Here is a 23,091-nt window from a genome sequence, read left to right as displayed (position 1 = left end):
TACGACGCCAAAAGCCGAGTTACAAGGAAGTCTTAATGGTCAAGGTTATCGCCTCTTCCGTCCGCAAGGGCAACGTTCTCGACGTGGACGGCAAACTCTACGTCGTTCTGACGGCCAGCAACTTTCATCCGGGCAAGGGAACGCCCGTTACCCAGGTCGACATGCGCCGCATCGTCGACGGCGTTAAGGTATCGGAACGCTGGCGCACCACGGAACAGGTCGAGCGCGCCTTTGTCGAGGACGTGAACTTCCAGTACCTCTATGAGGACGGCGAGGGCTTCCATTTCATGAATCCGGCTACATACGATCAGGTGGTCGTCGACGTCGAGACCATGGGCGACCAGAAGGCCTACCTCCAGGAAGGTATGACCTGCATTCTCTCGATACACGAAGGCCTTCCGCTGGCGCTCGATCTGCCTCGTCATGTCACGCTTGAGATCGCCGAGACCGAACCGGTCGTCAAAGGCCAGACGGCTTCGTCTTCCTATAAGCCTGCCATATTGTCGAATGGCGTCCGCACCCTCGTGCCGCCGCACATCAACGCTGGCACGCGCGTCGTCATCGCCACGGAAGACAATTCCTACGTCGAGCGCGCCAAGGACTGATGATCCCCTGGCGGGTCGCTCTGAAATAGCCGCACAGGAAACGATGCGGCTTTTTTGTTGCCAGCTAGACTAGAGAAAAAGCGCCGGCGAACCGGCGTTTTTGGGCTTAACGCGGGCAACGTGCTTCATATCGACGACCGTAACGGTCACGATATACGCAATAACCTCGGCGTTCCACCGACTGGCCGATCAAAGCACCAGCCACACCACCAGCCACGGCACCAATAGCAGCACCACCCCAGCTATTACTGACGGCGCCACCAATGATAGCACCCGTACCTGCGCCGATCGCAGTGCCTTGCTCGGTCGCTGTACAAGATGCGAGCGCGCCGACAAGAGCACCAATGAGAACAATTTTTTTCATCATGACTTATCTCCCAGTTTTTTCGGACGCTTAGATACGGCCAAGTAGCACAAGAACAATGATAATCACGAGAACTAGACCCAAACCTCCGGAAGGTCCATAGCCCCAACCCCGGCTATAACCCCAATTGGGTAGTGCACCAATCAGAAGCAGAATAAGGATAATAAGCAGTATCGTGCCAAGCATGGTCTGTGTCCTCAACTATTTCGCGTTCGAATGGACGAGAAACACGCGCTGGCAGTTTTTGTTCCACGCCGTCATTGCTGGCTTTTGATGCGCACACCGTTATGAACCGTCAGCAGCAAGGCGAGAATTCAATCAGCTATGAAGCGGGGAATAACGCGGGAACGTGACCCTGCATTCGCCACGCCCCCGATTGGATTAACACTTCAACGAGCGCAACACACGTATTACGCGACCTTGTCGATTCAGCATCTTGTGGGAAAAGATGATTCAAAATCAATACTTAGCGGTGAACAAATACGGAATCAAAGCGAGTCAGCGATTCGTCTCTGATTCGTTCACAGACTGTTCTGAATCGGAAAACGTGTATTCTGCAAGCTATTCGCGCAGATCAAATTCAAATCAGCCCTTGCGTTTGGGATGGCGGCTGTCCATGTGTGGTCTGCTTCCGGGAGAGGAAGTTGACTTGACCCGAGGCGCCTCCGCCTCACTCGCAGGACCATGACACTGACATCGCAGCCGATGATACTGAGCGGGCGCGGCGTGACCGCGGTGCTCGGACCGACCAATACCGGCAAGACGCATTATGCCATCGAACGCATGGTCGCCCATGGCACCGGCGTGATCGGTCTTCCCTTGCGGCTACTTGCGCGCGAGGTGTACACGCGCGTCGTCGAAAAGGTCGGGTTTCAGAACGTCGCCCTGATCACGGGCGAAGAAAAGATAACGCCGCCGAATGCCCGCTTCTCGGTCTGCACTGTCGAAGCGATGCCGCGCGAGACGAAGGCAGCCTTCGTTGCAATCGATGAAGTCCAGCTCGCTGGCGATCTGGAACGGGGGCACATCTTTACCGATCGCATTCTGCATCTTCGTGGGCGCGACGAAACACTGCTGCTCGGTGCCGGCACGATGCGCCCGATTTTGCAGCACCTTCTTCCAGGCATTACGGTGATCGAGCGGCCCCGTCTGTCTCAGCTATTCTATGCCGGACAGAAGAAGATCACCCGCCTGCCGCAGCGCTCGGCGATCGTGGCATTCTCTGCTGACGAGGTCTACGCGATCGCTGAGTTGATCCGGAGACATCGTGGTGGCGCAGCCGTCGTTCTCGGTGCGCTCAGCCCCCGGACCCGAAACGCACAGGTTGCTCTCTATCAGGCCGGCGATGTGGAATACCTGGTCGCGACCGACGCCATCGGCATGGGACTCAACCTCGATGTCGATCATGTCGCATTCGCCCAGGACCGCAAGTTCGACGGCTACCAGTTCCGCAGTCTCAACCCCAGCGAACTGGGGCAAATCGCCGGGCGCGCCGGGCGGCATCTTCGTGACGGCACCTTTGGCGTCACCGGCCACGTCGACCCCTTCGATGAAGAACTGGTCGAGCGTATCGAGGGTCATGAGTTCGACAACGTCAAAGTTCTTCAGTGGCGCACGAAGCGTCTCGATTTCTCGTCGATACAGTCGCTTCGCGCCAGCCTGGAGACCGCTCCAACCGTCTCGGGGTTGACGAGGGCCTTGCCGGCTGTCGACCAGCAAGCGCTCGAACACCTGTCGCGCTACCCGGAGATCGTTGACCTTGCCAATAACGCGGGCCGTGTCGAAAAGCTGTGGGAAGCTTGTGCGCTGCCCGATTATCGACGTATCGCGCCGGCACAACACGCCGATCTTATTTTCACCCTCTTTTCCGATCTCGTGCGCTATGGCACGGTGAACGAGGACTTTCTTGCCGAGCAGGTGCGCCGCGCGGATCGAACAGACGGTGAAATCGACACGCTTTCGGCGCGAATCGCGCAGATAAGGACTTGGACCTATGTATCGAATCGGCCCAGTTGGCTTGCCGATCCGACACACTGGCAGGAAAAGACGCGGGAAATCGAGGATCGATTGTCCGATGCGTTACATGAAAGGTTGACGAAACGCTTTGTTGATCGCAGGACATCTGTGCTCATGAAGCGCCTGAGAGAGAATGCGATGCTGGAAGCTGAAATCAGTGTAAATGGCGATGTCTTCGTAGAAGGACATCATGTGGGGCAGTTGTCCGGATTCCGGTTCACGCCTGTTTCTGGAACCGAGGGGCCGGACGCGAGGGCGGTCCAGACCGCTTCGCAAAAGGCGCTCGCCCTGGAATTCGAGGCGCGCGCGGCGCGTATCCACGCAGCTGGCAACAGCGATCTGGCAATCAGTTCTGACGGCTTGATCCGTTGGCTGGGTGATCCCGTGGCGCGCCTGACCGGCAGCGACCACATCATGCGTCCCCGCGTCATCCTGCTTGCCGACGAGCAACTCACCGGCAACGCGCGTGATCATGTGCTCGCCCGCGTCGAGCGGTTCGTGAACCACCACATCAGCACTGCCCTGAAGCCGCTTGACGACCTGTCTCGCGCCGAAGACCTTCAGGGTCTCGCAAAGGGGCTCGCATTTCAGCTGGTCGAAAATCTCGGCGTGCTGTTCCGGCGCGACGTGACCGAGGAAGTGAAGTCGCTGGATCAGGATGCACGCGCTTCGATGCGCCGCTACGGTGTCCGCTTCGGTGCCTATCACATCTTTGTTCCGGCACTTTTGAAGCCGGCGCCCGCGGAGCTCATCACGCTTCTCTGGGCATTGAAGAATGACGGTCTCGACAAGCCTGGCTACGGCGATCTTATTCCCGTGCTTGCCGCCGGTCGAACTTCGGTTGTGACCGATCCCACTTTTGAGCGCATGTTTTACAAGCTCGCGGGCTTCCGCTTTCTCGGAAAGCGCGCGGTTCGTATCGATATCCTGGAACGCCTTGCCGACATCATTCGTCCGCTGCTGCAGTGGAAGCCCGGGCAGTCCAACCGTCCGGAAGGCGCCTACGATGGCCGCCGCTTCACAACAACCACCGCGATGCTCTCCATTCTTGGTGCGACACTGGAAGATATGGAAGAGATCCTCAAGGGTCTTGGCTATCGGGCCGATGCGGTGAAGGCGGAAGATGCCTCTGCTCACCTTGCGACCCAGGACGCATCGGCGTCACCTGCTGCCGCAGCCGTTGCAGTCGTGGCTGACGAAGGCGCCGACAGGGCCGACCACGACGATGCCGACAGCACCTCGTCCGATGAGCCGACGGCAGAAGCGCCGACAGTTGAAGCATCGGCCGCCGAGACGCCAGTGGCCGAAGCCGCGGCAACCGACATATCTGCACCGGACTCGGTCGACGAAGCAACGCCGGCGGTTGATGTCGCCGAGGCTGAAGAAGAGCCGAAGCCGGTACTTCTTTGGCGCCTGGGTGGACGTACTGACAACACCAACCAGCGCCAGGCCCGCAGCCATGGCGATCGCCGTGGCGGCGAACGTCAAGGCCAGGGTCAGGAACGCGGCCAAGGCAACCGTCGCCAGGGTGGCGAAGGTGCAGGTGAAAACCGGGAAGGCAATCGCCAGCACCGCGGCAAGGATGGCGGCAAGCCCAACCAGGGCCGCAACGAACAGCGCGGCGACCGTCAGGACCGCGGTGGCGATCGCAAGGACCGCAATGACCGCAACAACAACCGTGGCGCACCACAGCCGCTGCGCTTCGAGGCAAAGCCGCCGCGGAAGGAGAAGCCGATCGATCCGGATTCGCCTTTCGCCAAGCTCGCCGCCTTGAAGGAGCAGATGAAGAAGTAACCAATGAGCGGGGAGACACAGCCAGCAAACGGTTCGCGCCAGCGCATCGACAAATGGCTGTTCTTCACGCGCATGGTGAAGTCCCGCTCGCTCGCCCAGAGCCGCATCCAGTCCGGCCATGTGCGAATCAACGGGGAACGAGTTACCCAACCGAGCCACATGGTCAAGGTTGGCGACAAAATCGAGCTGATCCTGGAGCGACGAGATACCGTCCTCGTCGTCAAATCGGGCGGCGAGCGACGCGGTCCTTACGAGGAAGCACGTCTGCTCTACGAGGACGTGACGCCCCCGCCAGATGAGGCAAAACGCCTCACGCTCTACGACCAAGCCATCCGCACGACCGGCGCCGGCCGCCCGACAAAAAAGGAGCGCCGTGCAATCGACAAGCTTATGTCGGACGATGATTAGAAAACTCTGTTCAAACTGCCGGCTTTTGCGATTTCTTTATTCTTGAAATCCGGCTTCAAAGCCGCTACCTCACAGACAACTTGCCGGATAGCGCGACTGCCTCCTAAGCCTGTCCAAGCTTGCTCTTCGGCTAGGGGAAAGGCGCGACGTTCCAGGTTGCCCGGCCCCAGTTGTGTGGAAATCCTGGAGTTTTTCATGACCTATGTCGTGACCGACAATTGCATTCGCTGCAAATATACCGACTGCGTTGAAGTTTGCCCCGTCGACTGCTTCTACGAAGGCGAGAACTTCCTCGTCATACATCCCGATGAATGCATCGACTGCGGCGTCTGCGAGCCTGAATGTCCAGCAGAGGCAATCAAGCCGGATACCGAGCCAGGCCTCGACAAGTGGCTCAAGATCAATGCCGAGTATGCCAGCATCTGGCCGAACATCACGGTCAAGAAGGACTCGATGCCGGAAGCCAAGGAAAAGGACGGCGAAACCGGCAAGTTTGAAAAGTACTTCTCCGAGAAGCCCGGCTCCGGAGATTGATGCAAGGACGAAAGCTGGCCCGCATCATGAAACCGGGTTCAGCCGTGCCAAAATGCCTGCAAATCTGCCTGTAGCATATGGGTGGCATGTGTTACCCGCATGACTCAGCTGCAGTAAATTATTGATTTCCTCATATTTTTGTGATATCTTTCCCACACTGATCCACTTGCGGCATGTTGCATGCCCCAAAACCACCACGAAAGCAAAACGAATCTGCACGCGGTTTCCGTGACATATCAAAGCGTTGAGCTGTGAGGTCCTAGATCGCGCGCCTGAATCTGTCTGCTTCTGCCCGGTGGGACCAGAAGCAAAGTCACCCGACGGATCTTACCGTCTCATCCGGGCCTGACTGACCCGGCTCCGGCTGCTGCCGGAAGCGTAACAGGGAGTTTTTGAATAGAATGACGACCCAGCAGAAAAAACCTTCTTCCGCCCGTCACGGCTTCAAGACCGGTGAATCAATCGTTTACCCCGCTCATGGCGTGGGTACCATCACCGCTATCGAAGAGCAAGAAGTCGCAGGTATGAAGCTCGAACTTTTCGTTATCGATTTTGAGAAGGATAAGATGCGTCTGAAGGTGCCGGTCGCGAAGGCCATGAGCATCGGCATGCGCAAGCTTTCGGAAACCGATTTTGTAGATCGTGCGCTTAAGGTTGTGCAGGGCAAGGCGCGCGTCAAGCGTACCATGTGGTCCCGACGTGCCCAGGAATATGATGCAAAGATCAATTCCGGCGATCTGATCTCAATCGCTGAAGTCGTACGCGATCTGTATCGTGCCGAAAATCAGCCGGAACAGTCCTATTCGGAACGGCAGCTCTATGAAGCCGCACTCGACCGCATGGCACGTGAAATCGCTGCCGTGAACAAGATGTCGGAAACCGAAGCGGTTCGCCTCGTCGAGACCAACCTCAACAAGGGTCCAAAGCGCGGCAAGGCGATAGACGAAGACGAATCACAGGAAGAGGCTGCATAGTATCCTCCTGTTTTCTTCCCAAAAAACCCGGCCTTCGAGCCGGGTTTTTTATTGGAACTTTTTCCGCGCTGGCGCGTTTATGGCATGTAGCTGCGGATATCGTTGCGAACTGAAATCGCTCGAACGTTCGTATTCCTGTTCACATTCGACAAGGAGCGGATCATGCCTTCCACATCTTGCCTCTACGGCAACTTGAAGAAACTGGTCTCGCCAGGCCGTCTTACCGGCGCCTAATAGCAGAACTAGGGCCCCATCCGGAAACGTCCAGAGTCCGGGCCTACATACCTTCAACAGATGAATTTGGTCTGGGCAGCGATGTCCGGAGGTGAATATTCTTTGCTCATTTTCGAACCTGGCGCGACGCCTGAATTCAGGAGATCGATATGAAGAACATGTCTGCAGATCGACGCATGATCAAAATCGCCATGGCGGCGCCCTACCTCGCTCGCGAAGAAGAGCATGCTCTCGCAATACGCTGGAAGAACAATGAAGACCGCGGCGCCCGCAACCAGATAGCCATGGCGCATATGCGACTGGTCATTTCCATGGCGGGAAAGTTTCGTAATTTCGGCTTGCCTATGAGCGATCTCGTTCAAGAAGGGTATGTCGGCCTTCTGGAAGCCGCCGCACGCTTTGAGCCGGAGCGCGACGTGCGTTTCTCCACTTACGCAAGCTGGTGGATCCGAGCGTCCATACAGGACTATATCCTGCGCAATTGGTCGATCGTGCGTGGCGGCACGAGCTCTGCCCAGAAGGCGCTCTTCTTCAATCTGCGTCGGCTGCGCGCGAAGCTTGCGAAGGGCGATACACAGCTTACACTCCAATCCATTCATCAGGAAATCGCCGCAGCCCTTGGCGTGAGCCTCTCCGACGTCCAGACAATGGATGCCAGGCTGTCGAGCAACGATGCATCTTTGCAAGCTCCGTCAATCTCGGGTGACAGCGACAGCGCAGAAAAAATGGACTTTCTCGTCAGCGACGAACCTCTTCCCGACGAGCAGGTATCGAACATGATCGACGGCGAACGCCGCAGGGTCTGGTTGGCTTCGGCATTAACGCACCTCAATGAACGAGAGATGAAGATCATTCGCGCACGCCGGCTGGCCGAGGACGGCGCGACGCTTGAGGAACTGGGAACTGTTCTCGGCATCTCCAAGGAGCGCGTTCGTCAGATCGAAAGTCGCGCTATGGAAAAGCTCCGCACGGCACTTGTCAGCGCCGATCCCTACATGAGCGCCTCGGCCTAATTCAGCTTACTGCCCCAGTGACACAACTGCCCGGCAAAAACCGGGTGGTTCTACTCGGAAATGATCTTCACCCGCTCGCCGGGAGAAACCGACGCGCCCGTCGGCAAGGCGTTGATGAGCTTGAAGAGGTCGAGTTTTCGATCCGTACCCATCATGCGCGCCGCAAGCGTGGTAATATTTTCGCCTGCGCGGACAGTGACGACCCGAACACGCAGCGGCTTCAGCGACGCAGCCTCTTCCGGTGTCATGCGGCGGAAGCTGGCGCGCAACACATCCGCCGTCTGCTGCAATGCCGGACTGCCTTTCGGCACAGCCGTCAGGAAGCGGAAAATCTGGGAATTGTTGCGGATGACCGTGACGTCGAAATCCCAACGATCCGCACTTGCACGAGCGGTTGCCGCCTCCATCCCGTTGACCGTGATCTGCCGGATCGTTGACGGATCAAGCCCGGTCACCCATCCGCTGGAGATATAGTTCGTCAGGCTTTGGTTTTGGTTATCCGCCACGCCGTCGAAGCGGACGGCAACATCGCCCGGGCCGGTCGCCATGACGGCTTCGACCTTGTTGTCAATCTTGAAGTCCGGGGGCACGTCGAAGCGAATTCCAAGCCCGCCATGCAGGAAAGTCTGGCCGCGAACATAGCCTTCCTCGGGACTGTCGCCATAAAGAAGGCCGTCGATGCCATCCAGATAATAGTCCCGGCCGGTATCGCCGACTTTGCCTTCCTGACCGAAGGCGCGGGCATGGTCGCGCGCGAGCTCGATGCGTTGTGCCGAGTTTGGATGGCTCGACAAGAAGTCGAGGCTCTGGTCGGCTTCCGGATCGACCGACATGAAGCGGCTGTAGGCGGCCATGGAATCGAGGAAACGAGTGGCCGCGTAGGGATCGTAGCCCGCCTCGCCCAGCATGCGAACGCCGATAACATCGGCCTGCAATTCCTGTTGCCGCGAAAATGCCGCCAATCGCAGCTTGCCGCGCGCCAGTGCCTGCTTGCCGGCAATGTCGCTCGAGAGGACTTCGGCAACGACACGACTGGCGATGACCTCAGCCTCCTCACGCTTCTGTCGCTCGATGCCATGGTTGGCGGTCACATGGCCCATTTCGTGAGAAAGGACCGCCGCAACTTCGGATGCATCATTGGCGAGCGCAAGCAAGCCACGCGTCACGTAGAGGTAGCCCCCAGGCAGCGCAAAGGCGTTGATAGCCGGAGAGTTGAGGATGGTGATGCGGTAAGACTGGCTTGGATTCTCGGAGACCGCTGTCAGAGCGCCGGCGATGCGGGCAACGAGCCGCTCGGTCTTGGCGTCCTTATACTCTCCACCATAGCTCGCCACAATGCGCGGATGCTCACGCGCCCCCATCGCGGCGCGCGGATCGTTCTTCTGGACTTCATCGACGATCTGCGGGTTTGACGACGGAGCAACGCTCGGCTGGTATGATTGCTCAAGAGCGGACTGGCAGCCGTAGAGCGCCAGGGTCGCAACAGAGACGACCGACGTCCTCCGGACCCACCGGCACGCTGCAAAAAAACCATCACTGGAAGGCGCGGGCAATTTCCACGTCGTCAATCTGTCCAGTCTGGCTCTCCGAGTCATCGTGCTTGTCGGCCGTCGCGCTTCCCTCGCGCTCCGGTCTCTTACATTATGGTTCAACCGGCATCCATCCCCGTTCCTGCAAGGCACAATCGGGGACACAAGTCTTTGCTGTAACTGATTTCCGCATCGGTTGCATAGCGAGACTCTAACTAAATGTGGCGCCGTTGGATTTTAGCAAGCCTACGTGGCTAGGGAGTCTCTCGGTCGACTCAAATTATGGCGAAAGTGCCGTTGCCACGTACATATTCGTCAGCTGTGGAGAAATTGCTTCAATCCGGGGTGATCCTCGCGGGCGAGGAAGTCGGCAACTGGAGCTGCTACCGCGATCCTGCCGCCATCGATGAAGACAGCAAAGCCGGCGATGCGACGGACTTCGTCCGGGTCGTGCGAAACGACGACGACGGTATTGTGGCTTTCACGGTGCACACCCAGAAGCAGAGCCGCCATGTCGCTTCTCAGCGCTGGATCGAGTGCTGCGAATGGCTCATCGAGCAACAGTACCGGGCGCTTGCGGACAAGAGCGCGGGCAAATGCCGCCCGTTGCCGTTCCCCGCCCGAGAGCGTGGCAGGCATCCGTCGTTCAAAACCGGCAAGTCCAACCTTCTCAAGTGCGTTGGCGACCGCCAGGCGATTCGACACCGTGAGCTTCATGCCGGGATCAATGCCAAGACCGACGTTGGTGAAGATATCCAGGTGCGCGAAGAGGTTGTTGTCCTGGAAGACCAGCGAAACAGGCCGTCTGGACGGATGATCTCCGGTGACATCCTGTCCGGCGATCATGATCTGTCCCCGAGCAGCCGTGTCGAACCCCGCCAGCAGGTTGAGGAGAGTCGACTTGCCAGCGCCGGACGCTCCCGTTACCGCGATTACGGCACCGGCGGGAAGCCGGCAGTCAAGATCAAAATCCTGCGCCCCGAGGCGAAGGCCGACATTGCGCATCTCGATCGCGAACTGCGCCTCAGCCATGAAGAGCCGCCTCCCGCCGCGGCTGCCCCATCGTGCCAGCAATGGTCAGAAGCAGGCAGACCATGCCGAGAATCAATGCCAACCCATCCGCATCGTTTGTCCGGTAACTGCCCATGCGGCTGTAGACGAGCCAGGGGAGTGTGATGAAACTATCGGAGCCGAACAGTGCAACGGCGCCAAGATCCCCAAGCGACAACGCCATTGCGAAGGAGAGCGCAGTCAGCAGCGGCGTGCGCAAACCCGGGCCATCGACCAGACGTAGCCGCGCCCAACCGGAAATGCCAAGGCTCGCAGCCAGTTTCTGCGTGCGTCGCTGATGAATGACATAAGCGGGCTCAAGGACACGCATGACGAAAGGCAGGGACATCAGCGCGTTTATGGCAACAATCAGCAGCGGCGCATAGGTGGTGACATCGCCCACGGTTCTCAACGCCATGAACCAGCCGGTCGCAAGTACAATTGGTGGCACCAGCAGAACCAGCGAGGAGGCGCCCCCCATCAAGGCGGAAAGCGTCCGGACGTTCGCTTGTCGCTCGGCCTGAAGTGAAATCGCGTGGCGGGCACGCACCAACATCAGCGAAAGCGCGAGTGACAGGATGGCGGCCAAAAGCGCGATGGCGAGGCTCGTCGCCGTTGACTGCCAAAAGACCGGCTCCGTCATCAGTTTATAAAGATTGGATCGCAGGCCCGCGACCAACACGGACATCAACGGCAAACCCAGGAAAAGCACCGCGACAAACAGCAACCCGCTGTCGACAAACCTTGCCCCCGGCAATCGTCCGTCGGGACGCTTGATGCCCCTTCCGGCTGTTTCACCCTCGTCACCGGCAGTAGGCAGCAGTGCCAGCACACCCAGGATGAGCGCCGTCAGAACGATTTGCAGCAGCGACAGTGCCACCGCCCTGCCGGGATCGAAATCGAAGCGGAGAGATTGATAGATCGCGACCTCGATCGTCGTCGCGGCCGGCCCGCCGCCAAGGGTCAGCACCAGCGTGAAACTCGTCGCGCACAGTATGAAGATCAGCCCGGCTATACCCGGAATAATCGAGCGCAGCACAGGCCATTCGATGAAACGGAAGATCGCCAAGGGCCGCATGCCGAGGCCACTCGCCATCAACCAGTATTCGGCCGGCACCCGTTCCAGGCCCGCCAGCATCAGCCGGCAGGCAAGCGGCATGTTGAAGAAGACATGCGCCAACAGGATACCGCCCAGCCCATAGATGCTGACCGGTTCGGCCATGCCGAAGGCTGCCAGCAGGGAATTCAAGATGCCTTGCCGGCCCCAGATCCCGATCAGACCCAGTGCACCGATCAGCACGGGGAGACCCATCGGCACTGCCATGAGGCGGATAATCCAGATACGGCCCCAGAAATGTGGCTGGCGTGCCAATGCCTGTGCCACGGGGATGGCGAAGGCGATGGAAAGCACGGTGGAGAGCACCGCTTGCATCAGAGTGAAACGAAGAACGCGAATAATGTAGGGATCGGTAACAGCCGGGACGATCGACGACGTGCCGCTGGAAAGAAGCAATGCCAGCGCTGCAAGGCCGACGAAAACAGCGATGCCGGCGAGGCTCACCACCCCGCCAGTCATCGCATATCGCCGCTCGGCCTTCGTCAGGAGCATCAGTTCATGCTCATGGCAGCCAGCCATTCGTCGATCCACGCCTTGCGGTTCCTTGCAACCTCGTCAGAACGCATGAGGAAGGTCTTCGACGGGTTGACGAGCTTGGCGAAAGCGTCGGGCAGAGGCTGCGATGTCGCCGACACCGGCATCATCCAGTTGTTGGTGGGAATGGTGTCCTGAAATCCGGGCGTGACCATGAACTTCAGGAAATCTCGAGCGAGGTCCTTGTCCGGTGCGTTCTTCAGCAGACCTGCTACCTCGATCTGGATGTAGTGACCCTCGGAGAAAGAAGCCGCCTGATAGCGTTCGGTATTTTCGGCGACCATGTGATAAGCAGGTGAAGTGGTGTAGGAGAGGACCATGGGTGCCTCGCCCTTGGTGAACAGCCCGTAGGCCTCCGACCATCCGGGAGTCACCGTCAAGATGCGGTTCTTGAGCTTTGCCCAGGCTTCCGGCGCCTTGTCGCCATAGACCGACCTCACCCACAGCAACAGACCCAGGCCGGGCGTGGAGGTGCGCGGATCCTCGATGACGATCTTCTGCGATGGATCGCCTTCGACCAGATCCTTCATGCTCTGGGGCGGGCTTTTGATCGCTTGCGTGTCATAAACTACGGCAAAATGACCGTAGTCGTATGGCACGAATACGTCGTCGCTATAGTCACCGGGCACCTTGAGCGCGCTGACATCGATGCCGCTTTGATCGAAGAGCCCTGTCGCCTTGGCCTCGGTGATGAGGTTGGTATCGAGGCCCAGCACGACATCAGCCTTTGTGCCTGCACCTTCCAGCTTGAGCCGCGAAAGCAACGCAACGCCATCGGCAACACTGACGAAGTTGACGCGGCAGCCGCAGGTTTTTTCAAACGCCTCCTTGACCTTCGGTCCCGGTCCCCACTCCGACGTGAAACTCTCGTAGGTATATACGGTCAAGGTCTTGTCGGCGGCCCGCGCGCTCGTGGCAGCAAGACCGGCAAGAAGCGCCAGTGCTGAGGCAACGCCCGAATGTCTTTTGGATATAAGGTTGAACATGGCACCTCTCCTCTTGGTTTTTTGAAGGAAAAGGGCGGTGCCTGGTGTCACGCGTCTAATCCCTCCGCCGGTGTTAGCCGGATCAGGTTCCGCGGGTTGGCTTGCCAAGCCTCTCAGCCAAGTGTCGAAACGACACCCAGCACCCCGTTAGAGCGTCTGCAGATGTATCGCCATGGCTGGCATCTGGCAAGGACGAACAACGCCGTCCCTTGCCACTATTCGGCAGCCTCCTCGACACGAGCGGGATGCTTTGCCTCACCAGCTCGAGGCAGTTGCACCGGCTTCAGAAAAACGGCGGCAACGAGCCCGATGAGCGCGATGGCGCAGGAAGTCATGAACAGAGGCGTGAACGCATTCGCATAGGCCGTCTCGACGGCCGTCCGCGCCGCATCCGGCAGCGCCGCCATCATCTTTGGCGTCAGCTGCTCGATATCCGCCACGCCGGGTATGGTCCCACCGACCTTGCTCAATTGTGACGCGACAATTGCGCCGTAGATTGAAATCGCGATCGACGCGCCGCCCATGCGGGAGAGAGTGACCGAGCCGGTCGCCGCGCCCACATCACGCGCGGGTGCCGCATTCTGGACGCCAATCACCGGAACCTGCTGCGCCAGACCGATGCCTATGCCGTGGAACGCCATGATCGCGCCGATCAGATAGATCGATGTGCCGGCCTGCACCTGCGCAATCAAAGCAAAAGCGATGGCGCTGCAGGCAAGGCTCGCGATCGCGAAGGGCTTGTAGCGTCCCGTCGACGATATGACACGCCCGGCCGACAGCGAGCCGCAAACGATGCCACCCGTCAACAGAACGAACAGCACGCCGGCAGCCGACGGCGACAGACCGGTCGTTGTCTGCAGGAAGAGCGCGAAGTAGTTGACCATACCGATACCGATCGCTCCGCTCATGATCGACATGACGAGCAGCAGGCTGAAGGTGGAATTGCGAAAGAGCGGCAAGGGCACGATCGGCTCCGGCGCCCGACGCTCTACGAATACCCAGGCCACGGCGCAGATAATGCCGAGCGCGATGACGCCGAGGCTTTGTGGAGCGATCAGGGAACCGAACAGTTCGGTACCATCGGCCATCAGTACGATGCAGGTGGTCGTCATCGCGAGCAGCAAGGCGCCCGCATAGTCGATCTTCGGCCGGCGGTGCGGCTTGCGGTAGGGCAGCATGAAAGCCAGCCCGACGAAGACGATAAGTCCGATCGGAATGTTCACAAGAAAGATCGAGCGCCAACCGAAGAGGTCACTCATCGTTCCGCCGAGAACTGGCCCGATCGCCCCTGACGCCATGAGCACCAGGCTGGAGTAGCTCTGATACCGTGCACGCTCGCGCGGTTCGAAGAGATCGGCGTTGACGGCGAAGATCGAGACCATGATTCCACCGCCGCCGAGCCCTTGGAGCACCCGCGCGGCAATCAGGCTGTTCATCGATACCGCAAGGCCGCAGACAGCAGAGCCGACTGTAAAGATCGCAATCGCCGTCATCATCACGTACTTGCGGCCAAAGAGGTCGCCAAGCTTACCATAGAGCGGCATTACGGCACTCAGAGACAGCAGATAGGCCGAGCCGATCCAGCCAAAGCGCTCGATGTGGCCGAATTCGCCGACGATCGTCGGGAGTGCCGTGGAGACAATCTGGTTGTCCAGCGTCGCCATGAACATGGCGCTCATCAGGAATAGGAAAAGAATGAGCCGCCGACGATGGTCCGTCACTAGCGGCGACTGGGTAATCTGCATGTCCATGGGGCTTCGTTCCGAATTGGCAAGCGTCATTTATATGCTATTAGCATACAAATGTCAACGTCATATAAATGACATCAGCATATTCTCATCGCTCGTTCGCTCTGCTATGATCATCGGATGCGCGAAAACCAACTGCAATTTGAGGACCTGAACAGCCGCGAAAAGAGCGACGAAGGCGTTGTTCGCATCGGCCAGAGCATGACGCGAATGCGGCTGATGATGGGGCGCCGACTGATCGGGCGGCTTGCCATCCAGAGCGTCACCCCCGGCGTTGAGCTGACGCATCTTGATGTCCTCGACGTCGTTCGGCGCGCCCAGGCCGATGGAGAGGTCACTGTTGGCACCATCGCCGAGATGATGCGCATCGATCCGTCGCGGGCAAGCCGGGTCGTCGCAGACATGGTCAGCCGCGATGTTCTGATGCGCAAGGCGTCACAGGCCGACGCGCGACGGATCGTCGTCGTGATGACGCCGCTCGGCCAGAGGCTGCTTTCCGAATTGCGGGCGCAGAAGCTCGCGATCATCTCCGAGATCGTCGCGGACTGGAAACCTCAGGAAGTGGAGATTTTCGGCGAACTCTTCGAGAAGTTCATCTCGGGTTTCGAAGAGGTTTTTCACGCGCACGCCAGAGATATGGCTGACGAAGCCTGACCGACCCTTTCCCTTTCTCCCCGCTTTGCGCTATGGGCAATGCCCATGAGCCAGTCTACCTTCACCATCCTGCTCGGCGGCGAGTTGCAACAGACCGATCGGCTGCGCGACACGGTCACGGGAACACGTTTTATTGCCGCTGACGGTGGCATGCGGCACGCGGCCACGCTTGGGGTGGTGCCCGAGCTTTGGGTTGGTGACTTCGATTCCACGCCCGCCGATCTCGAAGCCATGTTTGAAGACGTTCCGAAGCAACCCTACCCCGCAGCAAAAGCGTCGACCGACGGCGAAATCGCCGTTTCGGAAGCGATCCGACGCGGCGCAAGGCGCTTGATCCTTGCTGGCGCGCTCGCCGGAGAACGCTCGGATCATGCGGTCCAGCATTTGCTCTATGCTGTCAACCTGGCCGAGGAAGGCTTCGATGTGCTGCTGACATCCGGCAGCGAGGAGGCTTCGCCGCTTATCCGGGGCTACATCGAACTGGACTTGCCGCCGGGCAGCGTCTTCTCCGTCCCGGGCTTCAGCGAGCTTCGTGGTCTGTCCATCGAAAACGCCCGCTATCCGCTGGCCGATTTCCATTTGCCCTTCGGCTCGTCGCGCACCATTTCCAACGTCGCGGAAGGCAAGGTGCGCTTCTCGCTTGAAAGCGGCCGCGCCATAGTGCTCGCCCGCCCCTACGATCTTTCCGGAGTCTGATTATTTGGCACCTCCCATTCTGAAACTCGATGACATTTTCCTGAGCTTTGGCGGTGCGCCGCTGCTCGCCGGCGCGGCATTGCAGGTCGAGCCCGGCGACAAGATTTGCCTTGTCGGCCGCAACGGCTCGGGCAAGTCGACGCTCCTGAAGATTGCTGCCGGCCTGGTCGAGGCACAGTCGGGAGAGGTCTTTCGTCATCCGTCATCGACGGTGCGCTACCTGGAGCAAGCACCCGATTTCGCTGATTTCAAGACGGTGCAGGCCTATGCCGAGGCCGGCCTTGGACCCGGCGACGATCCTTATCGCGTGACCTATCTGCTATCGCATCTTGGGCTTACCGGCGACGAAGAGCCGAAGAACCTCTCGGGCGGTGAAGCACGACGCGCCGCGCTCGCACGCGTCCTTGCGCCGGAGCCTGATATTCTGCTGCTCGACGAGCCAACCAACCATCTAGACCTGCCCACCATCGAATGGCTGGAAGGCGAATTGCAGAAGACCCGCAGCGCACTCGTTCTCATCTCGCACGACCGGCGCTTCCTGGAGAAGGTCTCCACCGCCACCGTCTGGCTGGACCGCGGCACCGCCCGCCGGCTCGACCGCGGCTTTGGCCATTTTGAAGCCTGGCGCGACCAGGTGCTGGAGGCCGAAGAGCTGGAGCAGCACAAGCTCGGCAAGGCGATCGAGCGCGAGGAACACTGGCTGCGCTACGGTGTCACCGCTCGACGCAAGCGCAATATGCGGCGCCTCGGCGAATTGCAGACGATGCGTTCGAGCTATCGGGGCCACAAGGGACCGCAGGGAACGGTGCAGGCGACCGTTTCTGATGCGCAGGAATCCGGCAAGCTTGTCATCGAAGCCGACAAGATCACCAAGGCATACGGCAACCGGTCGATCGTCACGCTTTTTTCGATCCGCGTCCATCGCGGCGATTGCATCGGCCTTGTCGGACCGAACGGTGCCGGCAAGACCACACTGCTGAAAATGCTGACCGGCCAGCTCGATCCGGACAGTGGCACAATCAAACTCGGCACCAATCTCGAAATCGCCACGCTCGACCAGAAGCGTGAGGATCTGAACCCCGAAGAAACGCTCGCGCATTATCTGACGGACGGTCGCGGCGACAACCTGCTCGTCAACGGCGAACAGCGCCACGTCACCGGCTACATGAAGGAATTCCTGTTTCAGCCCGAGCAGGCTCGCACGCCGATCAGGAGCCTTTCCGGCGGTGAGCGCGCCCGCCTGATGCTGGCGCGCATCATGTCGCGCCCGGCAAACCTGCTGATCCTCGACGAGCCGACCAACGACCTCGACATCGAAACCCTGGACCTGTTGCAGGAAATCGTCGCAGGCTTTCCAGGTACCGTCATCCTCGTCAGCCATGATCGCGATTTCCTCGATCGCACTGTCACGTCGACCATTGCCCCGGCTGTCCCAGACGCGCCGGACGGCCGCTGGATAGAATATGCCGGCGGCTATTCCGATATGCTGACCCAACGAAAGGGTGCTGCCGACGAGCGCAGGAAAGCGGAAAAAGCCGAGAAGGCCAAGGGTCAGGACACGGCCACGGCAGCAGAACCACCGAAGAACAAAGCCAAGCTCTCCTTCAAGCAAAAGTTCGCACTCGAGAACCTGCCGAAGGAGATGGCAAAGGCTGAAGCCGAAATCGCCAAGCGCGAGGAAAAAATGGTGGACCCGAACCTCTTCTCCAAGGATCCTGCCACCTTCAACCGACTGGCTGCCGAGATGGAGAAATTTCGCAACAGCCTGGTAAAGATGGAAGAGGAATGGCTGGAACTCGAAATGCTGCGGGAAGAACTGGAGGGCTGAACGGTCCTCCCCTTCGACCGAATTGTTCCGCCGCTTAGGCGCACAATCTCTCACGTTTCATTGATTCGTCAGCATTCGCTCGCCGGGACTAAGCTGACGCCGAGCGGTCTGGCCCACGGGGCGACCGCAAGGAGAAAGAGCATGTCCCGCAAATTCAACACCTCAATGGCTGCAGCGCTTGCCGCTGGCATTCTCGTCATCGCATCACAAACCGCCTCGGCAGAAGACGCCCAGCGCGTGCGCGTGCGCGGCGCGATCGAAAGCCTTAGCGGCGACACGCTTGTCGTCAAGACAAGAGAGGGTGCTGATCAGACAGTCATGTTGAAACCTGGCTGGAAAGTCGCTGGCATCGCCAAGGCTTCGGTCGAAGACATCAAGCCGGGAGATTTTGTTGGTGTAGCGTCGCTGCCGAGCGCGGACGGCGGTGATGGCGCGCTGGAGGTTCTGATCTTTCCGGCCGCGATGAAAGGCACGGGCGAAGGTAGCCGCCCATGGGACCTGAAGCCGAATAGCACGATGACCAATGCCACCGTTGCGAAGGCGGTGAAATCCGTCAACGGCCACAGCATCACGCTCACCTACCAGGGCAAGGAAAAGACCATATCCATCGCCGATGACACGCCGATCGTCACCTTCGCACCCGCTGGCAAGACGGACCTGACACCCGGCGCACGCGTGATCGTCATGGGCGAAAAATCGACCGATGGCGCCGTATCCGCGGCACAGGTCACCGTCGGCACGAACGGCGTCGTCCCGCCGATGTAAGGGTCAGAGTGCCGGTGCTGGTGCGTTTGGCGCCTTTGCGGGCGCCTTCGCTTCCGGCTTCGCCGCCAGCCCTTCGAGATGTAGCACCCGCGGCTGAAAGGCCTCGAGATACGCTTCGGAACGTCCGATATAGATCATTGTGCTCTCCGGCATGGAAAGCAGGACGTTCATCATCGTGGACTGCCAATCCGGTTCCATGCCTTCCAGCACTTCGTCGAACACCACCCAGCGGGGCCGCACGAGAAGCAACCGCGCAAAACCGATCGCCCGCTGCTCGTCGGAATCGAGAAGCTTGTCCCAGCGCGCACGCGTGTCGAGGCGCGCAATCAGCTTGTGCAGCCCCGCCGTCTCAAGAGCGGCGTGAATATCATCGTCCTTGTAAGTATCCGCGGGCTCCGGGAATGCCAGCGCCTCGCGAAGCGTGCCACCCGGAATGTAGGCGGATTGCGGGACGAACAGTATATCGTCGGCGGGGGGCAAGCCGATCTTGCCTCCGCCGCAGGGCCATAGTTCGGAGAGCGCAAGGAAAAGCAGCTTGCGGTTTATATTGTGATCGCCATTGATCATCACCTTCTCGCCGGCCTTGATCGTAACGCTGGTCTCATGCAACCGGAAGCCGCCGCACTGGTCGATTTCCTCATCGATTTTGGCGGCGATCCTCACATGGTCGAGTGTCAGCGTACCGGGCGCGCTTCGTTCGTAGGCAATCATTTCCTTGAGATCGACTTTGTCGCCCATGGTGGTCAGCGCCTGACGAAAATCGGTGACGCGCATCAGGGTGGCGCGCCATTCGGCAATAGGTCCGAAATTCGACACGTACCAGCGAAGAGCCGTATTGACCTGATTGAACGCGCCGACAGACATCATCAGCTGGCCGAAGGTAAGTCCGCCCGAAAAATAGGCCGGCGCCGCGACGATGATCGGAATGACGACAACGAGCCAGCCGTAACCGGCCGAAACCCATGTCAGGTTGACAGTGGCCATTGCCAACCGCTTGATGACGGCCAGGACCGCACTGATATCGGTATTGATGCGGCCACGCTCGTTTTCCTCGCCGCGCGCAGCGGTGATGGCAGGTATGTTTTCGTTGGCGTGCATCAGGGCAAAGCGAAGCTCTGCCTCCTTGGAGAAGCGATCGGCATTCAACTTGACGAGTTTGCGGCCAACCAACTGGCTGAGCACCGAGGCCGAGGCCGCATAGAAGATCGCAGCCCAGACCATATATCCCGGAATGGAAAAGCTATGGGTGCCGAAGTGGAAGACGAATCCGCTTGAGAGCTCCCACAGCACGCCGATAAAGCTCACCAGAAGGATTGTCGACTGTACAAGTCCGATCACGAGGCCGGTGGTGCTCTCCGCCAGGTTGCGCGCGTCCTCGTGCATGCGCTGGTCGGGGTTGACGCCGATGAGGCCGCTCGATGCCAGCCGAAGTGCCCGCTTGCGCTGCAGCCACTGGTCGACCAGATCTCGCGTCAGGCCCTCGCGCATGTAGAGCGCCGTCATCTGGTTGAACCAGGCCTGGATGACATTAAGCAGCAACAGCGTACCGGCAATGACCGCGAAGACCTTCAACTGATGGAAGAACCCCGGCAGATCACGCCGTGTGATGCTGTCATAGAAGGGCGCGTTCCACTGATTGAGGATGACGGTGGCATAGGCCGTGGCAAGGATGACGGCAATCAAGGCCGTCGACAGGACGAGCACACGCCCACGCACCCTAGAACTCCAGAACGCGGAAAACATGACTTTAAGCCGGTAAATCAGGCTCAGGTCGTATCCGACCCTGTCTTGACCCTGAATGCTCGGCCTGTCTTTCACGTCATCTGCCATTACACGTCCTTACGCCGCCTACCATATCTGAATAACATGATGATTCAGCCTGTCTAGAAACAGTTTCTAGCATGCATTAATGCGTGAGTTACTGCGGGTGCGCGAGCCAAACCTATAGGCCATTGATTCGCGGCCCGACTAGGGCTATTTAAACCACTCCGTGGTGATTTGGCCGGCCGGCTTGCAGCCACGTTAAAAAAGTTGCTAAAGGGCCGCGTGCGGACCGATAGCGATGTTTTCGTTTTTTTCATCGAGTGACCGCTATGCCGATCAAGATCCCCGATACCCTGCCCGCCTTTGAAACCCTTGTGCAGGAAGGTGTGCGTGTGATGACCGAGACGGCGGCGATCCGTCAGGACATCCGACCGCTGCAGATCGGGCTTCTCAATCTGATGCCGAACAAGATCAAGACCGAACTGCAGATGGCACGCCTCGTCGGCGCGTCGCCGCTGCAGGTCGAACTGTCGCTCATCCGCGTCGGAAATCACAAGGCGAAGAACACCTCTGAAGACCATCTTCTCTCCTTCTACCAAACGTGGGAGGAAGTGAAGCACCGGAAGTTCGATGGTTTCATCATCACCGGCGCGCCGATAGAGATGCTTCCCTATGAGGACGTCAATTATTGGAGTGAAATGCAGCAGATTTTCGACTGGACGGAGACCAACGTCCATTCGTCGATGAATGTGTGCTGGGGAGCGATGGCCGCGATCTACCATTTCCACGGTGTTCCGAAGTACGAACTCAAGGAAAAGGCCTTCGGGGTTTACCGTCACAGCAACCTGAAGCCATCCTCCGTCTACCTGAACGGTTTCTCGGACAATTTCGAAGTGCCGGTTTCACGCTGGACAGAGGTGCGCCGCGCCGACATCGAAAAATCGGAGAGCCTGGAAGTCCTGATGGAATCCAGCGAAATGGGCATCTGCCTCGTGCATGAGCGCAAGGGCAGGCGGCTCTATATGTTCAACCATGTCGAATACGATTCGACATCGCTTTCCGACGAGTATTTCCGCGACGTAAATGCGGGCGTACCGATCAAGATGCCGCACAACTACTTCCCACACAACGATCCGGCGCTGGCACCCCACAACCGCTGGCGCAGCCATGCCCATCTGCTGTTTGGTAACTGGATCAACGAGATCTACCAAACGACGTCCTACGATCTCAACGAGATCGGCAAGGCCGGCTGATCTCGAAGCTGCGCCGCCTCATTGGCGGCATTTCTTTTTTGGGGCACAGCGGTTGCGGTTTGCGGCAAATGAAGGCAGGTTCCGTGCCTCATTCAAAGATATATCTGGGCGGGCGTCATGACGGAAATGTTGGAGCGGGAAGTTTTCGGGCGGACAAAGACGAGCGAACCCGTCTATCGTGTCGAAATCCGGGGTGGCGGGCTGACCGCCAAGATCATGACCTGGGGCGCGGTCATCCAGGATCTCCGCCTTGACGGCCACGATGCACCGCTCTTGCTCGGCTTCGACGACTTTGACAGCTACCCGGCCCACTCCGCGTATTTCGGTGCGACACCCGGTCGCTGCGCCAACCGGATCGGAGACGGCAAATTCGTTCTCGACGGCAAAGCTTTTCAGCTCGACCTGAACGAGAACGGCGTTACCCACCTCCACGGCGGACGCGACAATCTCGCCCAGCGCAACTGGACGATCGTCGAGCATACCGCCGACCAGGTGGTCTTGACGATCGTCGATCCCGATGGTCGCGCCGGCTATCCCGGCAACTGCATCGTTCAGGTGACCTATCGGGTGCATGGCGACGGAGAGTTTTCCGTCGTCTACGAATCGACCTCGGACCAACCCACCCTGGCCAACGTCTGCCAGCATGCATATTTCAATCTCGACGGCCGCGAGGACGCGCTCGGTCACGACATCATGATTGCAGCCGACGGCTATCTCGTTACGAATGAGCGGCAAATCCCGACCGGCGAGGTGCGGCCTGTCGCCGGCACTGCCTTCGATTTCCGCGAGATGTCGCCGATGAAACGCTTCGACGGCGGCGAGCAGGCGCTGTACGACCACAATTTCTGCCTTTCGAGCGAGCGCACGGCCAAGCGCTCCGTTGCACTCGCCCGAAGCCTCCACTCCGGCGTTTCACTGGAGGTCCGCACGACTGAGCCCGGCGTTCAGTTCTATGCCGGCTTCAAGCTCGACACGCCCGTCCCTGGGATCGGCGGCCACAAGTATGGGCCCTTCGCTGGCTTCTGCCTTGAAACGCAGATTTGGCCGGACGCAATCAACCACGAGGCCTTTCCGAACGCAGTCCTGCGCCCCGGCGAAGTGCTGCGGCAGGAAACCGACTATATTTTCTCCAAGAACTGACGCTGACGCACAGCTGTAAAACGTCAGGCCTATCAACCCTCGCAGCCCATCTGCGAGGGTTTTTCATTGTCGTTCCATTTCACGC

Annotated in this window: 20 protein-coding genes and 2 riboswitches; of the genes, 12 read left to right on the top strand and 8 right to left on the bottom strand. The window is 59.2% G+C overall.

What is annotated here, in order from left to right; translation table 11 throughout:
• Positions 1-35: 35 nt before the first annotated feature.
• Entirely contained in the window at positions 36-605 is a 570-nt protein-coding gene (gene efp, locus ASC90_RS15455) for an elongation factor P (RefSeq protein WP_056542079.1), read from the top strand.
• A gap of 106 nt (positions 606-711) precedes the next feature.
• Here efp and ASC90_RS28350 read toward each other — a convergent pair whose 3' ends face one another.
• The gene (locus ASC90_RS28350) at positions 712-972 is read right to left on the bottom strand and encodes a YMGG-like glycine zipper-containing protein (protein ID WP_082519935.1); all 261 of its coding nucleotides are present in this window, start codon (positions 970-972) and stop codon (positions 712-714) included.
• A 27-nt stretch (positions 973-999) separates the two neighbouring features.
• A complete protein-coding gene (locus ASC90_RS28345) occupies positions 1,000-1,155 on the bottom strand; it encodes a DUF3309 family protein (RefSeq protein ID WP_082519934.1) in 156 nt (51 codons plus the stop codon).
• A 498-nt stretch (positions 1,156-1,653) separates the two neighbouring features.
• On the opposite strand from ASC90_RS28345, the gene ASC90_RS15450 reads away from it, so the two are divergent.
• The 5 genes from ASC90_RS15450 to ASC90_RS15430 all read left to right on the top strand — a co-directional run bounded on the left by ASC90_RS15450 (position 1,654) and on the right by ASC90_RS15430 (position 7,942).
• Positions 1,654-4,779 (top strand): helicase-related protein, encoded by a 3,126-nt coding sequence (locus ASC90_RS15450; protein ID WP_056542077.1) that lies wholly within the window; start codon positions 1,654-1,656, stop codon positions 4,777-4,779.
• Between the two features lie 3 nt (positions 4,780-4,782).
• Positions 4,783-5,187: an RNA-binding S4 domain-containing protein gene (locus ASC90_RS15445; protein ID WP_056542076.1), complete on the top strand. Its 405-nt coding sequence runs from the start codon at positions 4,783-4,785 to the stop codon at positions 5,185-5,187.
• A gap of 195 nt (positions 5,188-5,382) precedes the next feature.
• Positions 5,383-5,721, top strand: coding sequence for a ferredoxin FdxA (gene fdxA / locus ASC90_RS15440; protein ID WP_056542622.1), 339 nt, complete (start codon positions 5,383-5,385; stop codon positions 5,719-5,721).
• A 401-nt stretch (positions 5,722-6,122) separates the two neighbouring features.
• Positions 6,123-6,695, top strand: a complete 573-nt coding sequence (locus ASC90_RS15435) for a CarD family transcriptional regulator (RefSeq protein WP_056542074.1) — start codon at positions 6,123-6,125, stop codon at positions 6,693-6,695.
• A 383-nt stretch (positions 6,696-7,078) separates the two neighbouring features.
• Entirely contained in the window at positions 7,079-7,942 is an 864-nt protein-coding gene (locus ASC90_RS15430; protein WP_056542073.1) for an RNA polymerase factor sigma-32, read from the top strand.
• Between the two features lie 50 nt (positions 7,943-7,992).
• Here the strand turns inward: ASC90_RS15430 and ASC90_RS15425 are convergent, their stop codons facing one another.
• The 5 genes from ASC90_RS15425 to ASC90_RS15405 form a co-directional block, all read right to left on the bottom strand.
• The gene (locus tag ASC90_RS15425; RefSeq protein ID WP_056542071.1) at positions 7,993-9,537 is read right to left on the bottom strand and encodes a M48 family metalloprotease; all 1,545 of its coding nucleotides are present in this window, start codon (positions 9,535-9,537) and stop codon (positions 7,993-7,995) included.
• Between the two features lie 249 nt (positions 9,538-9,786).
• Entirely contained in the window at positions 9,787-10,503 is a 717-nt protein-coding gene (locus tag ASC90_RS15420; RefSeq protein ID WP_056542068.1) for an ATP-binding cassette domain-containing protein, read from the bottom strand.
• Positions 10,496-12,130: a thiamine/thiamine pyrophosphate ABC transporter permease ThiP gene (thiP, locus tag ASC90_RS15415; protein WP_056542066.1), complete on the bottom strand. Its 1,635-nt coding sequence runs from the start codon at positions 12,128-12,130 to the stop codon at positions 10,496-10,498. The genes ASC90_RS15420 and thiP overlap by 8 nt, the downstream gene beginning before the upstream one ends.
• On the bottom strand, positions 12,130-13,158 hold the full coding sequence (gene thiB / locus ASC90_RS15410; protein WP_056542064.1) for a thiamine ABC transporter substrate binding subunit: 1,029 nt from the start codon (positions 13,156-13,158) through the stop codon (positions 12,130-12,132). The genes thiP and thiB overlap by 1 nt, the downstream gene beginning before the upstream one ends.
• 42 nt (positions 13,159-13,200) lie before the next feature.
• A riboswitch (TPP riboswitch) is annotated at positions 13,201-13,315 on the bottom strand.
• Positions 13,316-13,373: 58 nt separating this feature from the next.
• Positions 13,374-14,909 carry an MDR family MFS transporter gene (locus ASC90_RS15405; protein WP_056542062.1) on the bottom strand — a complete coding sequence of 512 codons (1,536 nt, stop codon included), beginning with the start codon at positions 14,907-14,909 and terminating at the stop codon, positions 13,374-13,376.
• A 117-nt stretch (positions 14,910-15,026) separates the two neighbouring features.
• Between ASC90_RS15405 and ASC90_RS15400 the strand changes: the two genes are divergently transcribed.
• The 4 genes from ASC90_RS15400 (at position 15,027) to ASC90_RS15385 (ending at position 18,849) form a co-directional block, all read left to right on the top strand.
• Positions 15,027-15,560, top strand: a complete 534-nt coding sequence (locus ASC90_RS15400; RefSeq protein WP_056542061.1) for a MarR family transcriptional regulator — start codon at positions 15,027-15,029, stop codon at positions 15,558-15,560.
• A gap of 45 nt (positions 15,561-15,605) precedes the next feature.
• Complete coding sequence (locus ASC90_RS15395) at positions 15,606-16,256, top strand: thiamine diphosphokinase (RefSeq protein ID WP_056542059.1); 651 nt, start codon at positions 15,606-15,608, stop codon at positions 16,254-16,256.
• Between the two features lie 4 nt (positions 16,257-16,260).
• Positions 16,261-18,084, top strand: a complete 1,824-nt coding sequence (locus ASC90_RS15390; protein ID WP_056542057.1) for an ABC-F family ATP-binding cassette domain-containing protein — start codon at positions 16,261-16,263, stop codon at positions 18,082-18,084.
• A gap of 141 nt (positions 18,085-18,225) precedes the next feature.
• The gene (locus ASC90_RS15385) at positions 18,226-18,849 is read left to right on the top strand and encodes a DUF5666 domain-containing protein (RefSeq protein WP_056542055.1); all 624 of its coding nucleotides are present in this window, start codon (positions 18,226-18,228) and stop codon (positions 18,847-18,849) included.
• 3 nt (positions 18,850-18,852) lie between these two features.
• On the opposite strand, the gene ASC90_RS15380 is transcribed toward ASC90_RS15385, so the two are convergent.
• Entirely contained in the window at positions 18,853-20,679 is a 1,827-nt protein-coding gene (locus tag ASC90_RS15380) for an ABC transporter ATP-binding protein/permease (RefSeq protein ID WP_056542052.1), read from the bottom strand.
• Positions 20,680-20,829: 150 nt separating this feature from the next.
• A riboswitch (SAM riboswitch) is annotated at positions 20,830-20,907 on the top strand.
• 35 nt (positions 20,908-20,942) lie between these two features.
• Between ASC90_RS15380 and metA the strand changes: the two genes are divergently transcribed.
• Both metA and ASC90_RS15370 read left to right on the top strand, forming a co-directional pair.
• Complete coding sequence (gene metA / locus ASC90_RS15375; protein WP_056542050.1) at positions 20,943-21,866, top strand: homoserine O-succinyltransferase; 924 nt, start codon at positions 20,943-20,945, stop codon at positions 21,864-21,866.
• Positions 21,867-21,983: 117 nt separating this feature from the next.
• A complete protein-coding gene (locus ASC90_RS15370) occupies positions 21,984-23,006 on the top strand; it encodes an aldose epimerase family protein (protein WP_056542048.1) in 1,023 nt (340 codons plus the stop codon).
• Positions 23,007-23,091: the final 85 nt, after the last annotated feature.

The organism is Rhizobium sp. Root1220, assembly GCF_001426265.1.
In the GTDB taxonomy this organism is placed as follows: Bacteria; Pseudomonadota; Alphaproteobacteria; order Rhizobiales; family Rhizobiaceae; genus Rhizobium.
Note: the sequence above shows the minus strand (reverse complement) of the source record. Positions and strands in the feature narration are given on the sequence as shown.

What these genes read in the sequence shown, in the direction of transcription:
- efp (WP_056542079.1), top strand. Translation starts at nt 36, where the DNA reads ATGGTCAAGGTTATCGCCTCTTCCGTCCGCAAGGGCAACGTTCTCGAC.
- ASC90_RS28350 (WP_082519935.1), bottom strand. Translation starts at nt 972, where the DNA reads ATGATGAAAAAAATTGTTCTCATTGGTGCTCTTGTCGGCGCGCTCGCA.
- ASC90_RS28345 (WP_082519934.1), bottom strand. Translation starts at nt 1,155, where the DNA reads ATGCTTGGCACGATACTGCTTATTATCCTTATTCTGCTTCTGATTGGT.
- ASC90_RS15450 (WP_056542077.1), top strand. Translation starts at nt 1,654, where the DNA reads ATGACACTGACATCGCAGCCGATGATACTGAGCGGGCGCGGCGTGACC.
- ASC90_RS15445 (WP_056542076.1), top strand. Translation starts at nt 4,783, where the DNA reads ATGAGCGGGGAGACACAGCCAGCAAACGGTTCGCGCCAGCGCATCGAC.
- fdxA (WP_056542622.1), top strand. Translation starts at nt 5,383, where the DNA reads ATGACCTATGTCGTGACCGACAATTGCATTCGCTGCAAATATACCGAC.
- ASC90_RS15435 (WP_056542074.1), top strand. Translation starts at nt 6,123, where the DNA reads ATGACGACCCAGCAGAAAAAACCTTCTTCCGCCCGTCACGGCTTCAAG.
- ASC90_RS15430 (WP_056542073.1), top strand. Translation starts at nt 7,079, where the DNA reads ATGAAGAACATGTCTGCAGATCGACGCATGATCAAAATCGCCATGGCG.
- ASC90_RS15425 (WP_056542071.1), bottom strand. Translation starts at nt 9,537, where the DNA reads ATGACTCGGAGAGCCAGACTGGACAGATTGACGACGTGGAAATTGCCC.
- ASC90_RS15420 (WP_056542068.1), bottom strand. Translation starts at nt 10,503, where the DNA reads ATGGCTGAGGCGCAGTTCGCGATCGAGATGCGCAATGTCGGCCTTCGC.
- thiP (WP_056542066.1), bottom strand. Translation starts at nt 12,130, where the DNA reads ATGCTCCTGACGAAGGCCGAGCGGCGATATGCGATGACTGGCGGGGTG.
- thiB (WP_056542064.1), bottom strand. Translation starts at nt 13,158, where the DNA reads ATGTTCAACCTTATATCCAAAAGACATTCGGGCGTTGCCTCAGCACTG.
- ASC90_RS15405 (WP_056542062.1), bottom strand. Translation starts at nt 14,909, where the DNA reads ATGGACATGCAGATTACCCAGTCGCCGCTAGTGACGGACCATCGTCGG.
- ASC90_RS15400 (WP_056542061.1), top strand. Translation starts at nt 15,027, where the DNA reads ATGCGCGAAAACCAACTGCAATTTGAGGACCTGAACAGCCGCGAAAAG.
- ASC90_RS15395 (WP_056542059.1), top strand. Translation starts at nt 15,606, where the DNA reads ATGAGCCAGTCTACCTTCACCATCCTGCTCGGCGGCGAGTTGCAACAG.
- ASC90_RS15385 (WP_056542055.1), top strand. Translation starts at nt 18,226, where the DNA reads ATGTCCCGCAAATTCAACACCTCAATGGCTGCAGCGCTTGCCGCTGGC.
- ASC90_RS15380 (WP_056542052.1), bottom strand. Translation starts at nt 20,679, where the DNA reads ATGGCAGATGACGTGAAAGACAGGCCGAGCATTCAGGGTCAAGACAGG.
- metA (WP_056542050.1), top strand. Translation starts at nt 20,943, where the DNA reads ATGCCGATCAAGATCCCCGATACCCTGCCCGCCTTTGAAACCCTTGTG.
- ASC90_RS15370 (WP_056542048.1), top strand. Translation starts at nt 21,984, where the DNA reads ATGACGGAAATGTTGGAGCGGGAAGTTTTCGGGCGGACAAAGACGAGC.